16 protein-coding genes are annotated in these 22,220 nt (G+C 45.0%); 6 read left to right on the top strand and 10 right to left on the bottom strand.

What is annotated here, in order from left to right; translation table 11 throughout:
- Nucleotides 1–46: 46 nt before the first annotated feature.
- The 4 genes from NST40_RS01175 (at nt 47) to NST40_RS01190 (ending at nt 7,860) form a co-directional block, all read left to right on the top strand.
- Nucleotides 47–1,441 (top strand): MATE family efflux transporter, encoded by a 1,395-nt coding sequence (locus tag NST40_RS01175; RefSeq protein ID WP_076218289.1) that lies wholly within the window; start codon nt 47–49, stop codon nt 1,439–1,441.
- Nucleotides 1,442–1,606: 165 nt separating this feature from the next.
- On the top strand, nt 1,607–2,707 hold the full coding sequence (locus NST40_RS01180) for a glycerol dehydrogenase (protein ID WP_076218290.1): 1,101 nt from the start codon (nt 1,607–1,609) through the stop codon (nt 2,705–2,707).
- A 216-nt stretch (nt 2,708–2,923) separates the two neighbouring features.
- Nucleotides 2,924–3,169 carry a hypothetical protein gene (locus NST40_RS01185; protein WP_076275910.1) on the top strand — a complete coding sequence of 82 codons (246 nt, stop codon included), beginning with the start codon at nt 2,924–2,926 and terminating at the stop codon, nt 3,167–3,169.
- Nucleotides 3,170–3,558: 389 nt separating this feature from the next.
- Nucleotides 3,559–7,860 carry a glycosyl hydrolase gene (locus NST40_RS01190; RefSeq protein WP_342410335.1) on the top strand — a complete coding sequence of 1,434 codons (4,302 nt, stop codon included), beginning with the start codon at nt 3,559–3,561 and terminating at the stop codon, nt 7,858–7,860.
- Nucleotides 7,861–7,959: 99 nt separating this feature from the next.
- Here NST40_RS01190 and NST40_RS01195 read toward each other — a convergent pair whose 3' ends face one another.
- The 3 genes from NST40_RS01195 to NST40_RS01205 form a co-directional block, all read right to left on the bottom strand.
- Nucleotides 7,960–8,715, bottom strand: coding sequence for an SDR family oxidoreductase (locus tag NST40_RS01195; protein ID WP_076206080.1), 756 nt, complete (start codon nt 8,713–8,715; stop codon nt 7,960–7,962).
- Between the two features lie 692 nt (nt 8,716–9,407).
- Entirely contained in the window at nt 9,408–10,760 is a 1,353-nt protein-coding gene (locus NST40_RS01200) for a HAMP domain-containing sensor histidine kinase (protein ID WP_341172139.1), read from the bottom strand.
- Nucleotides 10,738–11,475 (bottom strand): response regulator transcription factor, encoded by a 738-nt coding sequence (locus tag NST40_RS01205; RefSeq protein ID WP_076126944.1) that lies wholly within the window; start codon nt 11,473–11,475, stop codon nt 10,738–10,740. Before NST40_RS01205 ends, NST40_RS01200 begins: the two co-directional genes overlap by 23 nt.
- Nucleotides 11,476–11,635: 160 nt before the next feature.
- Here NST40_RS01205 and NST40_RS01210 point away from each other — a divergent pair, with 160 nt between their 5' ends.
- Nucleotides 11,636–12,283, top strand: a complete 648-nt coding sequence (locus NST40_RS01210; RefSeq protein ID WP_312150771.1) for a hypothetical protein — start codon at nt 11,636–11,638, stop codon at nt 12,281–12,283.
- A 96-nt stretch (nt 12,284–12,379) separates the two neighbouring features.
- Here the strand turns inward: NST40_RS01210 and NST40_RS01215 are convergent, their stop codons facing one another.
- Nucleotides 12,380–13,303: a DMT family transporter gene (locus tag NST40_RS01215; protein WP_076303201.1), complete on the bottom strand. Its 924-nt coding sequence runs from the start codon at nt 13,301–13,303 to the stop codon at nt 12,380–12,382.
- Between the two features lie 142 nt (nt 13,304–13,445).
- On the opposite strand from NST40_RS01215, the gene NST40_RS01220 reads away from it, so the two are divergent.
- Complete coding sequence (locus NST40_RS01220) at nt 13,446–14,786, top strand: PLP-dependent aminotransferase family protein (RefSeq protein ID WP_248549185.1); 1,341 nt, start codon at nt 13,446–13,448, stop codon at nt 14,784–14,786.
- Between the two features lie 549 nt (nt 14,787–15,335).
- On the opposite strand, the gene NST40_RS01225 is transcribed toward NST40_RS01220, so the two are convergent.
- The 6 genes from NST40_RS01225 to NST40_RS01250 form a co-directional block, all read right to left on the bottom strand.
- Nucleotides 15,336–16,646 carry a 6-phospho-beta-glucosidase gene (locus NST40_RS01225; protein ID WP_076186244.1) on the bottom strand — a complete coding sequence of 437 codons (1,311 nt, stop codon included), beginning with the start codon at nt 16,644–16,646 and terminating at the stop codon, nt 15,336–15,338.
- A 6-nt stretch (nt 16,647–16,652) separates the two neighbouring features.
- Entirely contained in the window at nt 16,653–17,648 is a 996-nt protein-coding gene (locus NST40_RS01230) for a BadF/BadG/BcrA/BcrD ATPase family protein (protein WP_076192583.1), read from the bottom strand.
- Nucleotides 17,649–17,678: 30 nt separating this feature from the next.
- Nucleotides 17,679–18,668: a LacI family DNA-binding transcriptional regulator gene (locus tag NST40_RS01235; protein ID WP_036687224.1), complete on the bottom strand. Its 990-nt coding sequence runs from the start codon at nt 18,666–18,668 to the stop codon at nt 17,679–17,681.
- A gap of 135 nt (nt 18,669–18,803) precedes the next feature.
- Nucleotides 18,804–20,189, bottom strand: a complete 1,386-nt coding sequence (locus tag NST40_RS01240; protein ID WP_339245755.1) for a sugar ABC transporter substrate-binding protein — start codon at nt 20,187–20,189, stop codon at nt 18,804–18,806.
- Nucleotides 20,190–20,241: 52 nt separating this feature from the next.
- Entirely contained in the window at nt 20,242–21,120 is an 879-nt protein-coding gene (locus tag NST40_RS01245; RefSeq protein WP_038568194.1) for a carbohydrate ABC transporter permease, read from the bottom strand.
- Entirely contained in the window at nt 21,117–22,010 is an 894-nt protein-coding gene (locus NST40_RS01250) for a sugar ABC transporter permease (protein WP_036687229.1), read from the bottom strand. The genes NST40_RS01245 and NST40_RS01250 overlap by 4 nt, the downstream gene beginning before the upstream one ends.
- Between the last annotated feature and the right edge of the window lie 210 nt (nt 22,011–22,220).

The following is a 22,220-nucleotide window of genomic DNA, read 5'->3' on the forward strand; positions in this document are numbered from 1 at the left end:
GCATAATTCAATTTGACAAACTCTATGTAAAAGAAGTGAAGCAAAGATGGAGCCTAATGTAGGTGTAAATACGAAGCAAAGTGTGCGGTTTCTGGAAAAGTATTTTTCTGGGGAGTCGATAGATTATCGTCAGATGATTGCTTTATTCATCCCTATCCTAGTGGATCAGGCCTTTGTGGTGGGTCTTAATCTAGTGAATACAGCTATGATAAGCTCGTCTGGTGTGGCAGCTATCAGTGCGGTCAATATGATAGATTCTCTTAATATTTTTCTCATTAGTGTGTTTATTGCCGTCTCAACAGGTGGGACGGTTGTTGTTGCGCAGTATAAAGGGAGCGGCAATGACCTCATGGTGTCAAAAGCTACGGCAGGTGCTACGTCATCTGTTTCGCTGATGGCATTTGCTATTGGGATGTTCGGAATTCTTTTTCACAATCCGCTGTTGAATTTACTATTTGGAGCGGCCTCACCGGAGGTTATGGAGAACGCCCGAATATATTTAATCGGGAGTTGTATCTCTTATCTTGGTATAGCTGTTGTGGAAGCGGTATGTGGTGCTCTTCGTGGAATTGGTAGAACGAGGGCCTCGCTTGTACTTTCGCTAATTATGAATTTAACTTATGTCTTATTGAATCTCGTCTTTATTAACCTGTTGCATATGGGTGTTCTGGGGATGACCATTTCTATAAATATAGCTAGATACCTGGGGGCGTTCTGCGCACTTTATTATCTATTCCGATTGGACAACGATCTGCATATCCGTATTCGCGATCTTGTAGCGGTTAAGCTGTCTATGCTGAAAAAAATAATGTTCATCGGGATGCCGTTTGCGGCAGAGCAGATGTTCTTTAATGGTGGTAAAATTCTGACTCAGATCTTCATCGTTAGTCTGGGTACGTATGCACTTGCGACTAATGCGATTGCCTCCTCCTTTGCAGGGATTATGCAAATCCCGGGGAATGCGTTGTCCTTGACGATTATTACAGTGGTGGGACAATGTATGGGAAGCAATAATGTTAAGGATGCTCGAAAATTTATTAAATCATTCCTTGTCGCCTCTTCTCTTTCCCTGGTGGTGATGGGGTTGCTGATTATGCCTTTTTTCAATCCATTAGTGTCAATGTTCCATCCTCCTGCTGAGATTGTGGGCGATATCTTCCTGATTGTGCTCATCAATACGATTGCGCAAATTCCGTTATGGTCTATAAGCTTTATTACGCCTTCGGCGCTTAGAGCGGCAGGGGATTCCAAATTCACCTCCATGGTTTCGATGCTTACGATGTGGCTGTTCCGTGTAGTGCTCGGATACATCTTAGGTATTGTTCTGAACTTTGGTATACTCGGCGTTTGGCTGGCGATGAATTGTGAGTGGGGGATCAGAGGTTTGATTTTCCTGCGGCGATTTATGGGCAAGAAATGGGTTCAGCATCGTGTTATTTAATAGATATAAAAAAATCAAAGGACGCCCTGAGGGGTGTCTTTTTTTGCATGCTCTGATGAGTGCCTTTGGAGAATGCAGCTTGAGTATTTCTTGGGTAGCGGGGTAATAATATGTAGGAATTGCGTCTTTATGCTTACTAAAACACACAACAAGGAGTCTTGCACAATGTCACATTTCGTTAGATCCGTTACTTCACCAAAGAAATTTATCTCCGGCCATAACTTACTGTCAGATCTGAATGAGTATATTAAGGCGTTTGGCGATCATGCCTATGTGATCTGTGATGAGTTCATTTTGGAACGTGCTAAGAAAGAGGCGGGGAGTTCCATCGAAGGTGCGGGGAATAAGGCTACTTTTGAAAAATTCAATTATGAATGTACTCAGGAAGAGATTAATCGTAATCGGGAACTTGCCCGTAAAGCTGGGGCGAATATCATCGTCGGTATCGGTGGAGGTAAAACACTGGACACCGCCAAAGCTACTGCGTATTATGAGAAGCTGCCTGTAGTTATTTTTCCGACGATTGCATCTACTGATGCACCATGTACAGCGCTGGCTGTCATTTATAATAAAGATGGTTCATTTGATCAATACTTATTCCTCCCAAGTAATCCGGATGTGGTCTTGGCGGATACAGCGATTTTAGCTTCAGCGCCTTCCCGTTTTTTCGCAGCTGGAATTGGCGACGCACTGGCTACTTATTTTGAAGCCCGTGCTTGTTATGCCTCTAATGGCGACAATCTCGTACTCATGAAACCTTCTACAACGGGTCTAGGTATATCAAGACTTTGTTATGAAGCTCTACTTAAGAATGCGGTAAAAGCTAAACGTGCGGTCGATCAGAAGCTCTATACACGCGCGGTGGAGGAGACCATTGAAGCGACAATTTATCTAAGTGGTGTGGGTGCTGAATCTGGTGGTCTGGCTGCCGCGCATGCTATCCATAATGGGATGACAGCCGTTCCTTCACTACACAAAGCTCAGCATGGTGAAAAGGTTACGTTTGGTCTTTTAGCCCAGTTAGTACTGGAAAATGCCTCAAATGAGGAGCTGGAAACTGTCATTGAGCTTATCAAGGATGTAGATCTTCCGCTAACCCTCGCCGATCTGGGGTGCACGGAATTTATCGAATCCGAATGGCGCCAAGTTGCTGAAGCTGCTTGTGCAGAAGGAGACACAATGGGCAATATGCCGTTCCCGGTTACTCCGGAAGATGTGTACAATGCGATAGTGGTGGCGAACTCGCTGGCAGAGTCTTATAAATAACTAGCACAACTAATATGTAGTGATAATGAAGGCGCCCTTGGGGGTGCCTTTTGTTTTTATATAGGTTAAGCTGTTGAAGTAGAGTAGGGGTAAAATTATGCTTATAGGTATCGGCTTCGGCATACTTAATCACGGGATAGGGTGCCTACGGAAACGAGATTATTGCTAATTGCCCCGTTGCTGTGCCAATATCACTCTATGTAATAAGGAGGAAAGATGAGAAAAAAACATTTAGGTTATCTAGTCCTTATTATCATAATTATTGGAGCGGTAATAATAGCAGTAATTCACGGAAATTCGGAGCGTCAGAACAAGCAGGCAGCAGGAAGCCTTGGAATGGATTATGTGCGCAAAGAGTACACGGAAAGTGCGTCGCTGAGAGTTGCAACGATTTGCAAACCCTTATTTGGAGGGTCGGGTTATCAGGTAGTGCTCGAGGATTCAAGTGGGCAATCTTATTGATAAATGAATCGGATCTCATCTATATGATTATTGGGAGGCACTCCTGCGGGGTGTCTGTTTTTGTTATGTTAAATTGAATTTTGTTATTTATTTTCGGAATAACTAACATTAATACTAACTTAAATAATAAAATAATTATAACAAAAGGGAATATTTAGATTGTTTTATGCCAATGTAACCGCTATAATCTTGCATATACCGAAATATCTAACGAAATTAAAGTATTTTGTTAGTGTTTGTTATTAATAACGAAGCTGAATATGTGGAGGTGAATAGTTAGCGAGTAGGTCTGTAATTGTCTTCTATAAGGACAGATAGTTATTGGGTTCATAACAGCTGGTTGGCTATTCTTATTATCAAATCCATTCATTTTCGAAGGAGAATTAGGAATGAAAAAAGCGAAAAAGTGGCTGGGGAGTATACTTGCCTGTGCAATGATAATGTCTCCTTTCCCCTCTGTAATTTCTGCAGCAGCAGCGCCATCGACTGTGGGATTCGGTGATACACAGGGTCACTGGGCACAACAAAATATTGCGAAGTGGGTAGAAAATGGCGTATTAAACGGGTATCAGGATGGTTCTTTTCATCCCAATGAAGGAATTACAAGAGCTGAGTTTGCTACGATCTTGAATAAGGTATTTGGTTTCTATATGAAGCCAGATCAATCTTTTTCCGATGTAAAAGCGACCGATTGGTATGCAGATCAGCTTTCGTTGGCACGATATGCTGGGTATTATGAAGGATACTCAGAGAATAAAGCACAAGCTACTGATTATATAACGCGTCAGGATGCGGTGACGATGTTGGCTCGGATATTTACTCTTCAAGCTACTGAAAGCGCTTCATCGATGAGTGGATTTAGTGATTCCGCTCAGATTCAGGCTTATGCTAAGGATGCAGTTCATGCGCTCTCAGGTTTGATTACAGGGTATGAGGATGGAACCTTTAAGCCGCTTGGAAGGATCACCCGTGCCGAAGTTATAACGTTAATTAATAAAATAGTGAAGAGTTATTACTCGCAATCTGGAAGCTTTGAAGGAGGAATAGTTTCTGGGAATGTAGTCGTTAATCAGGATGGTGTTGTGTTAAAAAATGCAACGATAAACGGAAACCTGTATCTAACTGCTGGGATCGGTAACGGCGAAGTGACCCTTGAGGGTATTAAGGTTACGGGCACCACATTTATTGCAGGTGGCGGGATAAACTCCATTCTTATTAAGAATAGCTCATTAGGCAAAGTAAATATAAATCGTAAAGAGGGTGAGGTTCGTGTCCTCACGAGTGGTACAACCCAAATTTCTCAGCTAACGGTAGATAGTCTAGCAAGACTGGAGTTTGGAACTGGGACGATGATCACCACGGGAATTCTAAATAGCACTGTGGGGCTGATCCTAGGTGAAGGCGCATCGATTGCTAATCTAAACGTAGCTGTCAAAGCGACTGGAACCACTCTTTCCGGTCAGGGCGACATTGCAAAAGCGGACGTTAAAGCAACAGGAGTAACGTTGAACGGTAAGCCCATTGCTCCTGGCACAATTGTCATTATCAAAGGCAATCAAGGTCCTGTAGCAACGACTACCCCAGCGCCTACCTCGGCATCAGGCTCATCAACAACGCCGGCAGGTCCGACTAATCCAACCGCGGCACCTACAGCGACACCAATACCAACGGAAACACCGACACCAACAGCGACACCGACAGCAACACCGACACCGACAGACCCGACGGGTCCTGTGGGACGTATCGAGAATTTAGCGGATGTTGATGCAAGTAGTGAGACTAGATCGCTATTCGCCTATTTACAGGATATCCGCGGCAGTGAGATCTTGTTTGGACATCAGCATGCTACTACAGAAGGACTTTCTATTACTGAAAAGGACGGAACGCAGTCTGAGGTCGAGAATGCAGTAGGCGACCTTCCGGGGCTGTTCGGCTGGGATACGCTTAGTCTTGAAGGTTTTGAGAAACCAGGCGATCTAGGCGCAACCCAGCTGGAGAATCGTGATAAATTAATCGGCGTGATGAAATCTGCTTATGAAAAAGGCGGCGTGCTTACATTAAGCTCGCATATGCCGAACTTCGTCACAGGAAAGGACTTTTATGACACCAAAGGGAATGTGCTTACGCATATATTATCCGGCGGTGACAAACATGCGGAATTTAATGCATTCCTGGATATGATTGCGGACTTTGCAAATAACTTAAAAGATGATGATGGTAAAGCTATTCCAGTCATTTTCCGTCCATTCCACGAGCAAAATGGTGGCTGGTTCTGGTGGGGTGCGCCTTACCGTACGAAGGAGCAGTATGCTGAAATTTATCGTTATACCGTTGAATACTTAAGGGACAAAAAAGATGTGCATAACTTCTTATATGCGTTCTCACCGGGAAGTCCATTTAACGGCACAGATGCGACATTCCTTGAGACGTATCCGGGAGATGACTATGTCGATATCCTTGGCTTCGATAATTATTATGACGGAACCACTGAGGGTTGGTTTGATTCAGTCGTGAAGGATGCTAAGCTGATCTCGAAGCTGGCGGATGATAAGGGGAAAATCGCAGCATTTACTGAGTTCGGTTATTCGGGTGTGAAGCCAACTGGAACGAAGGACCTGAAATTCTTTACCAAGCTAATCGCTGCACTGCAGTCTGATCCGGATGCTAAACGGATGGCGTACATGCAGACTTGGGCGAATTTCAATACAGATTCTATCTTTGTCCCTTATAGAAATGCTCCAAACGGGCTAGGGGATCATGAACTGCTCCCTGATTTTGTAGACTATTATAATGATCCGTATACAAGCTTCAGCCATGAAGTGGCTATTGCGGATGCGTATTCGAAACAGGTAACTACAGAAACCGAGCAACCTTTTTTACACATTGCCTCACCAACGGCAAACCAAACAGTGCCCACGACAAAAACATCGACCCTTCGTGTTCGTGTGTTGAATCAGGATGTGGATAAAGTAACCTACCTGATTGGGGATGACACAACAGAGTACAGCATGGCAGCTGACGCAGAAGGTTTCTATTACTTGGCAGATTGGACACCAGGTATAGCCTTCGACGAAACTGGCGTGATGCTTACTGTTAAGTCCTATGCAAAGGATGGTTCTGTACTTTCACAAACGATCCAAATCTTTGTAAGTGACGTAGAGGGCAATGGGGACCCATTGATTGTAGATACTTTTGAGAATTACAAAGGGAATGATGAATTACTTCGTGCGGCATTAAGTCCTGCGGGTGATCTAAATACGATCTCACTTGATGCGGACCATAAAAATGATGGCAAGTATGGCCTGAGATTCGATTATAATGTGGATGGCCAAGGTTATACAGGTCGTACCAAAAACATGAATAATGCCGACTGGTCGGACGCCAACAAATTGAAGCTCTGGATTGCACCTGATGGCAGCGACCACAAGCTTGTTATTCAGGTCAATGCAAGCGGCATTTCTTTTGAAGCTTATCCTTCACTGGCAGGTACGACACCTGGCTTGGTGGAAATTCCATTCAGCCAGTTCGCTCCAGCGCCATGGGATACAGGAAATGCCGGTAAAGTAATCACTAAAGAGAACCTTAAGGACATTCGGGCAGTGTCTATCTACGTAAATAAAAAGGACATAGTAGCAAGTACGTCTGGTACGCTGTACTTCGACGATATTGCAGCGTTTAATGATGGAACGGGTGGCGTTCCTAACGGGGGCGAAGGCCCTGGCAGCACGCCAGAACAGGCGAAGCTGTTGTATGGTTTCGAAAAAGATACTCAGGACTGGACAGTAGAGCAAAATAATGCGAGTGCAAGCGCGGCAGTGATCTCGACTGATGAGGCTGCTGAGGGAACTCATTCGTTAAGCACCTTGTTCTCACTCGATTCAGATGGAGCTTTTGAGCTCAGCAAAAATGGCAGTCTGGATCTGAGCGCGGTTGATAAATTAAGCGCACAAATTAAACTGTCGAACGGAACAGCGGATGCACGTTTGTATATTAAGACGGGATCAACCTGGTCTTGGGCTGACAGTGGAGCTGTGAAAGTAGATTCGAGCGGATTTACTACGGTTTCGCTCAACTTGGCAGGTATTGCAGATCTTAATAGTGTAAAAGCCATAGGTATCAAGCTCGAGGGATTCAGTGGTACGGGAACTTCTACGCTGTATCTGGATGATGTTCGGACCCTGAAGAATGGTACCGCACCTGAAGCTGTCGTCTATGGCTTCGAGGACAATACACTGCAAGGCTTCAGCATCAATGTGGATGAAAATAATAAATATAATACAGCGCTGGCTCAGAATCTATCGGTGAGCAATGCTGTGTATGCTGAGGGAACTCATTCGATGCAAGCGGACTTAACATTGAATGGAGGGCAATTCCAGCTGCGTCGTATGGTGGTTACCAACTTAGCGAATGCATCAACAATTACGCTTAAAATCAAGGTTGTACCTATTGATGCAAGCGATGTTAGCGGTGTAATGGCTCAGCTGTTTACCCAAAGTGGCTCAAGCTGGGGAACATGGACTGCTTCTACGGCTACACCAGTAGATGCCAATGGATTTACTACAATAACACTGGATATCAGCAAGGTAGCGGATCGTAATTTGACCCAAGCGATTGGCGTTCAAGTCATGACCACAGCAACTGATCCAGTAGGTAGTGCTACCGTATATGTGGACGAAATCACGATTAAATAGAAAGTAGTAAAGCCGGAAGCGAACATTTTACGATGTTCACTTCCGGCTTATTTATTTAGCATCATATTTATTCATTTTAAGTCGAGTATCTGCTTGAAATTAACGAAGCTTAATAGACCCGCCATCTACCATGATAGTCTGGCCCGTAATATAATCGGAATCTTCACTCGCTAGGAATACCGCAACACGCCCGATATCACTTTCCAGTTCACCCAATCTTCTCAAAGGGATTTTGGAAATCATGTTTTGGTAATACTCAGGGTTTGCTTCTGCCCATTCAATCATGCCAGGGGAATTAGCAATTGGAGCAATGATGTTTACGTTGATTCCAAATGGACCAAATTCATTAGCGGCTACCCGGGTAATTCCACGGATGGCTTCTTTTGCGGCAGCATATGTTCCTTGATTGGTATCCCCGTTGAGGCCAGCGCCCGATGCAAAATTAATAATTTTACCTTGTGCTTCTTTTAAATACGGTAGTGCTGCTTGCATGAAATAGAAGGTTGGATAGAAGCCTGTATCAAAAGATAAATCGAAATCAGCCTGTGTAGTTTCTTCGATAGATTTCATTCTGGATGCGTGGGCATTGTTTACTAAAATATCTATTTTTCCGAATTTATCAGCTACTTGTTTAACAAGGTGAGCTATTTTATCGTGTTCCTTGAGGTTCGCTTGAATAAAGATAGATTCAGGTTGATATTCTTGTAATTCTTTAATTGTTTCTTTGCCGGTTTCTTCATTGAGGTCAATAATAGCTACCTTAGCGCCTTCTTTAACAAAAGCCAGGGCCATCCCTTTACCAATACCGCCTGCTCCACCAGTAATAATAGCTACTTTTCCTGCAAGTCTGCTCATGTTGGTATCTCCTTTTTGTGAAAAAAATGTAGTATCTAACTCTTATCAGAGGTAAGGTGTAATTGTTACTTCGACTATATATTACCCAAAATAGTAGCTATATTTACCATGAAGTAGAAACGGCATCATTTACCAGTAAAAATATAGATGGTGACCGACGATGAATGTTCAAGTAGCTGATGAGGCCTGTTCCAGCTCTTATGTACATGTTGAGCGATTGAATTAAGCGGCGCACCAAGTGATGAGCAATTGATGATTCATGTGTCGCACCAAGTGATGCTGCAAGTGATGCAATAAGTGAAGTATTTATAGAGTAATTAGGGAAAACTTACCTGATTTTCGGCCGATTTAGTAACTAATTAAGAAATCCCCCTAATTATTAGGGAGGAATTCCCTGATTTCGTGTATTTAGAGTGAATATCGGCTATTTTCAGGGAGTTTTTCCCTAATTAGTTTAAACCCTACCGCAAACCGTATGAAAAACTCACCTAGCAAGTCGCCCACCGCCCACTGCCTACACCCACCGCTCACCGCCCAACCGCCCACCGTCCAACCACCCAACCCAATATCAGAGAACGCTACCCGTGGTATATAGTCATATGGCACAGTAAAATCCATTACTTTTCTATTCCATAAAAAAGAAGCTGCCCCAAGTAGAGTTCACTACTTTTGAGACAGCCTCTTATGGATATTTATAAAGGAAACCCCATCGAGATTACCGCACCACCATTTGTTCGGTTGCCTGCGCTGATCTGACCTCCACAACGCTCGATGATTGCGCGGGAAATAGCCAGTCCAAGTCCGGATTCTCCGTCTTTTCCTTTTACAAAACGATGGAAGAGATAGGGAAGCAGATCGTCCGAAATTCCAGGGCCATCGTCACTTACGGATAACAGAGCCCGGCCCTCCTTGACCGAAACATGGATATAGATATGTTGATTAGCATAACGTGCTGCATTGGAAACTACATTAAGAAGCGCCTGTAGCAGCTTATCCCTATCCGCACGGATCGTAAGAGAATCTTGATGATCGTGGGAGATATGGAGGGTTAATTCTTTTTTCATTAATAGAGGGTTCATTCGTTCGATGGTTTCTGTCAGTAGATCTTTTAAACAAATAACCGTAGGCTTGAATATATCTTCCTCGCTGTCCAGCTTCGCAAGTAAAGTCATTTCGGACACGAGCTTCTTCAAGCGGCTGCTTTCGCTCATGATAATGTCTAGCCCTTTTACTACATTCTCACCTTCAAAAACACCATCCTTAATCCCTTCAGCGTAGCCGGAAATGGACATTAAGGGAGTTTTTAATTCATGAGACGCATTCTGGAAAAATTGTTTCTGCACATGGTTGAAACGATTTAATTCATCTGCCATGTCATATACCGATTGAGCGACAGATCCAAGCTCTCCACCAGCTTTAATTAATTTAACATCTGAGAAGTGCCGTTCTTTGACTTTGCGGAGTTCTTGTTGCAGCCTCATTAGAGGTTGAATCAGCTTCTTGGTGATAAATAGGCCAAATAGGAACATAAATGCTCCCGCTGCGCTGAAAACGATCAGCAGTCTTTTGAGCAAAGCTTGTTCAATAGCAGTGACTGCGCTCATAGGGGTTAGTAGAGTTAGCGTGCCTATAGGTGTAGCCTTCACTTCAGTAATATACCGTGTATCTGTTCCATTCCAAATGTTCTGGAGCTCAGTGGCTTGGCCTGTGACACTCTTGGCATCATAGTTTATTGCAATTGAACTCATCTCTGATGATGTGGACAAGACTTTTCCTGTCTCATCGCTAAGAATGGCTTCGACGCCTGCAGTGCTTAGAGAAGGTAAGGTCACCGGCAGAGCTTCCAGCTGAGTGCCAATCTCCCCGATGTATTTACTTTCTTCAGTCAATGTAACTGACATCGCCGCACCAATGGTTCTTAAATCCTCTTTTTGTGTTCCGACAAAATGGTTGAGTAGTACAAAATGGATCACGACTGCAGTAATAGATAGTAGCAATACCAATGCAATACTAAAGGCTAAATTAATCTGATGTGCTAGTTTCATTCGTATGCTCACCCCCATCTGTTCTCATGCGGTATCCGTGTCCCCATACAGCCTCAATGGGCAAATGCTCCAGTTTTTTGCGCATCCGTTTAATGAGATGATCCACGGCGCGATCACTTCCAAAATAGTCGTCTCCCCACACATAGCTCAGCAGCTCATCTCTTGTAAATGCCCGGTTAGGGGCATCAGCGAATACTTTTAGCATGGTGAATTCCTTGCTGGTCAAGTCTACCTCTTCACCACACCAGAATACACGTCTTTCTTCCGGCAATAGTAGAAGCTGGTCGATTTCAAGACGGGTGGAAGTGGTCTGACTATTCAATTTTTCGGCCTGATTACTCATTTTGTACCAGCGTTGAAGCTGCCGTTTGATCCGGGCGACTAATTCACGAGGGCTGAACGGCTTGACTAGATAATCGTCACTGCCAAGCTCCAATCCTAATATTTTATCCACTTCATTATCTCTTGCGGAGATCATAATGATCGGTACTTCGGCTTCGTTACGAATCCTTTTACAGAACTCATAACCATCCATGCCGGGGAGCATAACATCAAGTACCCACATATCCGGGGGGCTTGTCTGCCACAAGGTCCATGCTTCCTCAGCGCTGCCAAGGCCGATGGTGTGGTAATTTTCTTTTTGTAAATAAGCTTCAACAAGATTGCGTATATGTTCATCATCGTCGACTACGGCAATGAGATATGGATTATTCATTTCGGGTTACCTCCAAATTATTCTCCTACAAGTATATCAATCCAGAGGTGGGTAAGGGCGGCTGCCATCGTTTTTCCACAAATTAACCAATGTTCTGCCACACCCATTATGTAAGCTTGGTCTTGTAAGATCATTCGAATCGACGAGGAGTGTTGTATTTATGAATCAACAGATGTTATTTAAAAAGTTAGCGCTGTCCGCCCTGCTAGTGTCCGCCGTTGCTGCACCATCTGCAACGAACGCAGCAAGTGGAGCGCAAGACGGAAACACGAAAACAACGGCTGCAGCCGTGGTTACTGCTGCCTCTAAAGGAACAATTGCCACTAAAGTAACCACTATTGATTGGGTAAATCCCCTAGAGTTGGCTAAGACCTACGCACCTAATACCCAAGAAGATTGGAAGAACACCTTGGATCAGTATTATAAGGTTGCTGGATTTAGTATAACCGCACTTGCCGAGCTTGTGCCTGCGGAACTGGTGGAGGGAGTTCAATTATCTAAAGAAATACTATCCACCGAAGCTCTACCTGCAGGATATATTGAAGCTGGTCGTAACCTTGAAGTAATACCTGTAGTCGATGATATGCAGGTAGATAGCAATATCACTACTTCAATTAAAGCTGTAGACGCGACTTCAATTGCTATTTCCATTCCAGATCTTAGCGACGCGGATAAAGCTTTTTTCAAAGCCCAAGATGATCTGAATAGTGCCGCTAAATCCAAAGATGCGACTGTGATCAAGGAAGCTTTAGCTAATCTGCTGGATCAATATAAAGAGAAAATCAAGGAGCTTGAAACAGCCAAATAACAGCGATTAGCGAGGCTTGCTACAGAATAGAGATACTGAAAAGGGTAAAGATAAAAGACACCTCGCGGGGTGTCTTTTTTGTATGCATATCAATCTTCACGCTTTGCCTGTGGCCCTTACTTGCTTCCGCCAGTTCACACCGATCACCCCGGCGATGATCATCACTGTACCGGTCCAATGGTACCATTCCAGTTGCTCATTCAGCAGAAGTACACCACCGAGAATAGAGACAACTGTTGAAAGACTGCCGAAAATGCTCACGCGTGAAGCTTCCATCCGTGATAAAGCATAGTTGGAGAGGAAGGAGGTTACGAGGGAGGAGAGTACGCCGAGATAAAGCATGGAGAATATAAATTTTGGCTCTTGAAAAGGTGTGAAATACTGACTCAAGGTTCCTGCCGAACCATGCTTAATGATCGACAGTCCATTAAAAAATATAAATCCGAACAAAGTAATCATATAGGTAAGTTCTTTGGGACTCCAGGTACGTGTCAGCTTTCGAGCTGCAACATTATAACCGGCAAGGGATAAAGCTGAGATTAGGATAAGTAAGACGCCCCAAAGACTAGAAGAAGAGATACTCAAACCTGGAATGGCAAAGATAAGAATAATGCCTGCAACTGAGATTAATGTAGAGATCTTTTGGAAGCTGCTCGTGGTTTCCTTCAAGAACATCGCCGCCAAAAGGATGGTGAAGATGGGCATTGTCGCCTGAATAATACCCGCTACAGCGGAAGTTGTATACAAAAGTCCATACGCCTGAAGGGTGAAATATAACGCTGGATACATTAAAGCCAGTGGGATTATCACTGCGGCCTTGGATATTCCAAACTTCACCCGCCCCCACCCTGGAAAAGTAAATAAAGAAGCGGCAAGGAAAGATAACGTGAAGCGATGAGCTAGCGTATCAAAAGGATCCGAGACGGTTAGGGCCATTTTTACAAATATAAAGGAAAACCCGACGATAATAGCATTCATGACAGCTGCTGCTATCGCTTTTTGAGTAGAAGATGTATTCATTAGTAAAGACCTCCAAAGTGTTGCGCGCATTTAGGTACCGGTCCTGTTCTGCTCTTTATTCTAAGGCTAGAGTAGCTGTGCTACAATGTAATTATTATTCATCTGTACCGGTACAGAATAAGCTTGGAGGAAGGTGAAAGGGATGTATAAGTATTCGGAGTTAATCAACGAGCTAGAAGCGCAAATTGCCGAGGATGCGTATCGTGAGGGAGATAAATTACCGTCTATCCGGGAGTTGTCCTTACGTTATGGATGTAGTAAAAGTACGGTTATTCGCGCGTTACAGGATCTTCAGGACAAACATTTAATCTATGCCGCCTCAAAAAGTGGTTATTATGTCATGAAACGAAGCGGACAGCGAAAAGACGAAGGTGCACATTGGATCGATTTTACGGTGTCTGCACCCGACCCGGATATTTTTCCGTATCTGGATTTCCAACATTGTATTAATAAAGCGATTGATATGTACCGCAATGACTTGTTCATCTATGGAACGCCGCAGGGGCTTCCTTCTCTTATTCGTGAAATGCAGCGGCATCTGGCTTCTTATCAGGTATTTGCCAATCCGGATCAGATTTTTATTACCTCAGGTGTGCAGCAGGCGCTTGGCGTATTGACCCGAATTCCTTTTCCGAATGGCAGGCAGCGAGTGCTGATTGAGCAGCCGGGTTATCCGCTTTTTATGGAATATCTGAAGACGTATGGCATTGAGACAGAGGGGATAAAGCGTTCGGATGCTGGGGTGGACTTGAATGAATTAGAGCGGTTATTTAAGACAGGCCAGTTCAAGTTCTTTTATACCGTCCCGCGATTTCATAATCCGCTCGGCGTCTCCTATACCCGTACCCAGAAGAAGGCGATTGCTCAGCTAGCAGCTAAATACGATGTGTATATCGTTGAAGATGACTACATGGCGGACTTGGAGCAGGATGCAAAAGAGGATCCGATCTACGCTTATGACGATGCTTCCCATGTGATCTATTTGAAAAGCTTTTCCAAAATTATATTTCCGGGTCTGCGTGTCGGTGTCGCTGTACTGCCAGAGGTCCTGTGTGACTCTTTTAACCGATTCAAAAGACTGATGGATATAGATAGCTCTATGCTGTCTCAGGCTGCCCTGGAGTTGTATCTGAAAAGCGGAATGTTCGAGCGCCACCGAAAAAAGATGCGTTCCTGCTACGAAAAAAGATCCACGCTGCTCCATGAATCGATTATGAGAGAGTTAGATACAGCGACAGCACAACATTATTCCTACCATCCAACCGGCCAGCTTGGTGTGCATACGTATCTGAAGCTTAGTGACAGCGTAAAGACAGAACAGATGATCAAACGTCTGCAAAAAAAGTTCATTCGCATCGAAATGGCGGACAGCGGGTATCTGCCCTCTTTTAATAAAGAGAAGATTCTAAAGCTCAATGTATCCAGTGTAAAAGAGCCGGATATTCGCTCTGGCATTGAACAGGTAATGCAAGAAATACGCTGAGAGCGCAGCAATAAATGAGTGGATGATAATGGTGGAAATGCTGGGAGCCCATTGGAGTAGAAACAAAAAAGCGTTCCTCCAGTAACAGGGATCGTTTTTTTGCGTTGTGGGTCGTCGGCAAATCTGGCAGCAGTGAACTGATGGACAGCAGATCTCATTATCGGTACAACTCGCAGTAATCTCTGGTTCTTCTATAAATATCCGAACACATTTTCTGTGCAATCTTCGGCCGAGTCATGCGGACCCAGATAACGTTATTTGCTAGTTTTTAGCCTTTGAAGCAGGTTTTCGGACACCAGCGCCGCTATTCAATTAGAAAGGGGTTATATTGGGTGGTTTTCATGCTAATAACGGCTATGGGGTCCGCTAGCACTCTAAAAATGTGAAAAAGCCGCTTTTAAGGTCAGCTGTGTCGGATAGCGAATTCGCTAAGTGCAAATTACCAAGATGCTTTATTCATTTTTGCTTCGGTAGCGAGTATCAGCAACAAGCGCAAAAAAAGAGACCGGGTTCGGTCTCTTTTAGTTATTTCTCGATAGGAGGTATGAATTAATTCGCAAAAAAGTTCGGCAGGAACTCTTTATTAGCTTCCAGCATTTCGTCCAGCATCCGAATCGCTACGTCCACGGACGGAACAAGCGGGTGATGTGCGAGCGCCTGAAGGGCAAGGGCGCGGTCTCCGGTGACAGCGGCGTCAATCGCCAGCTGTTCATAGGTTTTGACAGCATGAATGAGTCCTTTAGCCATGGTTGGAATTTTGGTCAGTGGCAGAGGTAGCGGGCCGTTTTTGGTGACCACGCAGTTCACTTCAATGCTGGCGTCATCTGGCAGGAAGTCCAATATGCCATGGTTAGCGACATTTAGGGTCTGAATGTCGTTTGATCCGTTATGAAGCGATCTCATGAGATTAACAGCTGCTTCTGAGTAAAAAGCACCGCCGCGCTGTTCCAGCTGCTTCGGCTTCTCGCTTAGCTCTAGATTGCCATAAAGCTCGAAGAGCTCTTCTTCTACACGTTTGACGACTTCAGCACGGTTAATGCCTTGCTTATGGGAGTCCATCTGCTCTTCGAGCATGGCATCGGTCATATAGAAATATTTTAAATAGTATGAGGGCAGTGCATGAAGGGATTGCAGGAATTCCGGGTTCCATTCTCTTGCCGGTACGTTCTTAGCGCTGTAGCTGGTTGTATCTGCAAGCATATCATCCAGCTTGTCTTCACCTTCAACATCGATACGAGTAATCCAGTGCAAGTGGTTGAGGCCCACAAATTCGGCATATACACGGTCTGCTGCTACATTATATTTGGCAGAGACTTGCTTGATCAGGCCGATAGGTGCGTTGCACAGGCCAATACTTTTTACCTTAGAATATTTCAGAACGGCTTCGGTGACCATCCCAGCAGGGTTAGTGAAATTGAGCAGCCATGCGTTGGGAGCCAGTTCCTCGATATCACGGCATACATCCAGAATAACAGGGATGGTGCGCAGTGCTTTCATCATTCCCCCAGGACCTGTTGTTTCTTGGCCAATAACGCCATATTTGAGCGGAATCGACTCATCACGAGCACGGGCATCAAGCATGCCGACACGCATCTGAGTGCTGACGAAGTCGGCGCCTTCGATCGCTTTACGGCGGTCTGTTGTCAGATGAACCTCAATCGGAAGGCCGGATTTCTCCACCATACGTTTTGCCAAGTTACCTACAATATTCAGCTTGCGAAGACCAGGCTCAATATCTACAAGCCATAATTCGCGCACGGGAAGTTCTTTATAGTGAAGAATGAATCCCTCTACTAATTCTGGGGTATACGAAGAACCTCCACCGATAACTGCAATCTTTAATCCTTGGTTAGCTGCCAAGATTAATCACTCCTGTCTTGTAGTTTGTTTGATCGATTCATAATCCTGAAATTTCCGCATTTTCTCATACACTTCACTACTAATGGTCAACCCATCTTGATCCATAGCTGACCATACTGCACCGACTACAGGCTCTGTGGCAAGGGTAACCACGGTTGCCTGAGGGGCTGCAGCGCGTACAGCTTTCTCGATAGGCTGGCGAATCCAACCGCGATCCCCTCGGGTTAGCAGACTTCCTGCCAGCACCACATCGAAGGTCTCCTGCTCCATGCCTAGCTTGTGAATGATAGCTGCCGCAGACTTACCTAGTTCAACCCCTTGCCGATGTAAAATCTCCAATGCTACGGCATCTCCTTCAGCTGCTGCTTCAAAGAGCAGGCGAGCAACATTTACGGGGACTTTTTTCCAATGATCAAGGAAATCGTGAAACATATGCCCAACTTCCTCATAACCTAACATTTTTAGCAGTAAGCCTGTTAATAGGGTGGGCTGTTCCCGGCCGTCCCAAGCTCGGATAACGGAACGAAACACCTCAATATTGAGTGCGCCACCCCCGCCAAAATCACCGTACATATAGTCAAAGCCGCCGCATTGATAATGCTCTCCCTGCAGGTTTCTGCCTGCTGAATTGGTGCCGGTGCCGCAGATGAGCGCGACACCATATGGGCGATTCGTTCCGGCGCGTAGACCGATCATAGTGTCACAGTTAATGGTGTATTTGGTGAATCCTATCTGGCGTATCATCGGATGGAGAATAGCATAGTCGGCCTCGCGATCAGCACCGGCAAGTCCGAGATAGGTATGCTGGATGTCTTCCAACCGGAGTCCGGCTTCAGCCAGCGCCCCGAATGTGGCCTCTTGAATACTGTTGGCGGCCTCAAGGGCGCCTGTCTGGTGGTTGCCGTTACCACTCTTGCCTTTGCCAAGAACATTGCCATGTTCATCGCTTAGCAGAGCATAGGTTTTCGTGCCTCCCCCATCGATCCCCAAGTAGTAAGTCAATGGTCGTCACTCCTAGTGTATAAATTTAATCTACTCAGCTCCGGTAGATTCACGTACGATAAGTTCAGGATCAATCCGCATCCCGGCTCCACGTTTCATCTTTCCGGAGATGCGTTTGAGCAGCATATCCGCGGCTGCCAGCCCGATTTTGTCTGCAGGCTGACGTATTGTTGTCAGATGTGGATGAAGCTGTGAAGCAATATAATGATCGTCATAGCCGACCACTGCCACCTCTTCGGGTACCTGAATGCCCGCTTCCATCAGGGCATTGATGACTCCAAGCGCGATATTGTCATCCCCGGCAAATACGGCGGTGGGCAGCTTTCCTTCCTTCAGCCAACGTTTGCAGGTATCGTATCCCATCCCAATATCGAAATCACCAGGTACGATCTCAAAGGGGGCCAGTCCTTGTTCCTGAAGCGCCTGTAGAAATCCACTGCGCCGCTCCCGCGTACTCCGGAACATTTCCTGACCGCAGAGATGAGCGATTGAAGTGTGTCCCAGCTCCAGCAGATGACGCGTAGCTGCGTATCCCCCCTTGAAGTTGTCGATCGTGATGGAGTAGGTATCATTTTCGGGCTTCTGATTATCTATCAGCACATAAGGAATACCCCGCCGTTTTAACTCCACAATATAATTGTCCTCTTCCATCGGAGAGAGCAGAATTAAACCGTCTACACGATCCTCCTGAATTAAATAATGGCTATCATCCGATTCGATGCCTGTTGAGATGGATATGGCTAAAAAATAACCATGCATCGCTAATATTTCATTCAGCTCTTTGACCACTGCGTCAAAAAAGGAATCTTGCAGGGTAGTGACAATAATGCCGATAATTCCCGTCTTACCGCTTGCCAGACTGCGTGCCGCAGCATTAGGGCGGTAATCCAGCTCTTTAATTGCCTCCAGCACCTTTTGTCGATTATTCTCGCGTACCGATTCGGCCCCATTTAACACCCGGGATACGGTTACAACGGATAATCCGGATTTTTTGGCTACATCAAAAATACTAACTTTCATCTTTAATTCTCCTCACGGCAGATTTTCCGATCCTGTTTTCTACTTTCAGTATACAGGGTTGGCAGACTGTCCGCTAAACGTATGATTTCACGCAGGTATACCGTCCCTAAAGGGGGCGGTATACCTGCCAAACAGTTATCGCTGAATGATCTCTGTAACCTTCTTCTGAATCGTCGCCATCACCTCTTCAACCGTCTTATGTCCAGTTTCTACTGGCTGCAATTCATTAATGAACATGTCATTAATTTGCGAGTAGTTGGTGATTAAGTGGTTATAGGATTCGAAGCCGTAGTTAACAGCACCCTCGTAGACATTTTTGATATCCTGTGGATCGATACCTTCAAAATGTTTATAGTAAGCTTCTGCAGCTTCGGTGTTGACTGGTGGGTTACCGCCACTAAGCTCAATGGATTTCTCTTGCACTTCGCTTGTGATCAGGTATTTGATCCATTCAAAAGCTTCCTTCGGATGTTTGGAGTCCTTCAAGATCAGCAGCGGATCGACATAAAGGGTGCTGCGTACCTTTTCGTTTCCTCCCCATGGCACAGCGGCTACGCCAATTTTGAAGGGGAAGTCATTTGCACCTGCAAGGTTCCATGAGCCTCCGATAGACATGCCGATTTTACCAGCAACAAAGGGATCGCCGTTCTGTCCAGCTACACTTTTGCTCCATTCGGAAGAAGGAGAGACTTTATCCTTAAAGACAAGATCAAATAGCTTGTTGTAGGCAGCGATCACTTCAGGGGAGTCAAAATAAGTCTCGGAAGGCACGCCGCCATTAGTCCATGTATCTTCTGAGTAAGGCTCCGCTCCAAAATATAACGGCCGCATATCGCGTTCGGACCAAGTGAAGTCTACGCCATATTGAGTTTTGGCGATATCATCGGATACAAGCGTCATTTGTTTAGCTTCGTCGACCATTTTTTCAAACGTCCAGCTCTTATCTTCATAATTGCTTGTTGGATAAGTCAGTTTGGCAGCATCAAACATGTCTTTGTTATAGAGCATTAAGGTGACATACATATTGACCGGGATGCCGTAAGTGTGATCTTTAACCTTGTAGATACCCATTAGATTCTCTGGGATACTATAATCCTCTGCCTTGAAACCATCCTCTTTCATAAGGTCGGTCATATCGAACAACATACCCTTATTGTAGTATTCTGCGAAACCTCCATACCCCCAGTGACTTGTCACGTCGGGCGATTTGCCGCCGGCAATTAGCGTTTGCAGCTTGCTGTCGAACTGCTCATAAGGCGCTTTTTCCACTTTCACTTTAATATTCGGATGCTGCTTCTCGAAATCAGGGATTAATTTTTCGACAAATGTGCGGTCTTCTGAATCTATTGTGTAATGGGTAATCGTTACCGTTTCTGCTTTGCCTCCAGAATTAGTAGAGTCACCGTTTCCTCCAGATAGGGCGTTACCCACCGATTTGCCGCCGCTACAGCCTGATAAGGCTAGAACAACGAGCATGGTAGCTGCAAGTAAAAGCGCAATACTTTTCCTGTTCTTGTTCATTAGCTAAACCCTCCATGATTTCAAGTATATTTGGCCGCCGGATGGCGGATTATTACTTAATCCCTGTAAGTACAATCCCTTCGACGAACTGTTTCTGGGCTACAGCAAACAGCGTAACGATTGGGACCATAGCTAGAACCGAAGCAACCATTAGCAGATGCCAAGGTGGAATGCGGAACCTCGATGAGGTAAGAGAAGCCATCCCGACGGGTAGCGTGAACTTATCTGATGAGCTTAAGTAAAGCACTGGCGTAAGCAGATCATTCCAGTTGTAGATAAAAGCAAAGATAGCTACGGTCGCAAGTGCAGGTTTGGAGAGTGGGATTGCTATGGTAGCCCACATCCGTATTTCACCACAGCCATCAATGCGTCCGGCATCAAACAGCTCTTCAGGCAATGTGGAGAAGAATTGGCGCAGCAGAAAAATATTATAGGCTGAGCCGAAGAAAGCAGGCACGATCAGGGGTAAAAAGGTATCTATCCAGTTCATTTGCGAAAAGAGTACAAATTGCGGAATCATAATGGCCGGATAGGGTAACATCATGGTGCTCAGCAGCAGGATGAACCACACCTGATTACCTGTACCTCTGAATCTGGCGAATCCATAGGCAACCAGCGCCGAAGAAATCAAGGTTCCCACAACACTAAAGCCGGCGATAATCAGACTGTTTTTATAAAGTGTACCGAACTGCAGGGTATCAAATATTTCTGTGTAATTGCTCCACTGCCAGCTCTCCGGAAGAAAGGTGGGTGGGAACTTCAGCATCTCGCGTTTGGACTTAAGTGAAGTGGAGACCATGAAGAACAAAGGAAGCAGCATCAGAAATGTTGTAACTACTAGAGTAATAAAGCTGAAAATCTTAACAGGCTCCGCTTTCCGGCGGCGTTTTGTTCCTTTAGTCCGGGGGCTTAGCGCTCTGACTGTACTCATTTGCGTCCGCCTCCTTCATAGTGAACATAACGGTTAGACAATTTCATAATTAGTGCAGTGCAGAGCATAACTACGATAAGGAGCACCCATGCCAAGGCTGAGGAATAACCGGCACGATATTCTTTGAAAGCGCTGGTGTAGAGATTATAGACATAGAACCAGGTAGAGTAATTCGGCCCCCCTTGAGTCATGACAAAAGCTTGGGTAAAGACTTGGAAGGAATCAATTAGTCCCATGATCAGTTGGAAGAGCAGCACGGGAGAGATCATCGGTAAGGTAATGTTCAGGAAGATTCTGAAGCGCCCGGCACCGTCAAGGTTAGCGGCTTCGATCAAGCTAGCCGGTACGCCTTGCAGACCTGCGAGGAATAAAATCATTCCTGAGCCTGCTGTCCAGAAGGTCATGATGATTAAGGCATATAGAGCAGTGTCTGGGTTCATCAGCCAAGCTGGTCCATGAATGCCGAACCAGGAAAGGATGTAATTGAAGAGCCCGATCTGCGGGTTGAAGATCCAGTACCACAGCAGGGACATGGCCACGCCGGATACCATGCTTGGGAAATACATTGCTGTTCTGAAAAAGCCGCGCAAAGGAATGGTCTGGTGGAGCAATAGCGCAAAGCCAAGACCGAGTGCAAGCTGGATAGGTACACCGATGAAGGTATATCTCAGCGTGACAACCACCGATTTCCAGAACAGGTCATTGTGAAACATCTCTGTGTAGTTAGCGAGCCCGATAAATTTAGGTGGGTGTATGATGTCATAATCAGTAAAGCTGAAGTAAAGCGATGATAAGATAGGATAAAGGGCGAATACTAGGAAGCCGATAATCCAAGGAGAAATGAACAGATACATATAGAACGTCTGCCGCCTGTTCTCGCGATTGATCATGACACACCAACCTCTCGTTTTAAAAGTATAAGCGCTTTAACTTTTGATCATACTAACACTATTAATTAGTAATAATACTAGGTACATAGAGATTAAAGTTTAATCGCTTTAACTTTTTGATTCGCTTTAATAAGCTTATCATAGAGGATGATCACTAAATAATCAACACTTATTTTAACTATAAAAGCGCTGTCAGTCATTAAACGTAAC

This window comes from Paenibacillus sp. FSL R10-2778, assembly GCF_038593035.1.
In the GTDB taxonomy this organism is placed as follows: domain Bacteria; phylum Bacillota; class Bacilli; order Paenibacillales; family Paenibacillaceae; genus Paenibacillus_AQ; species Paenibacillus_AQ odorifer.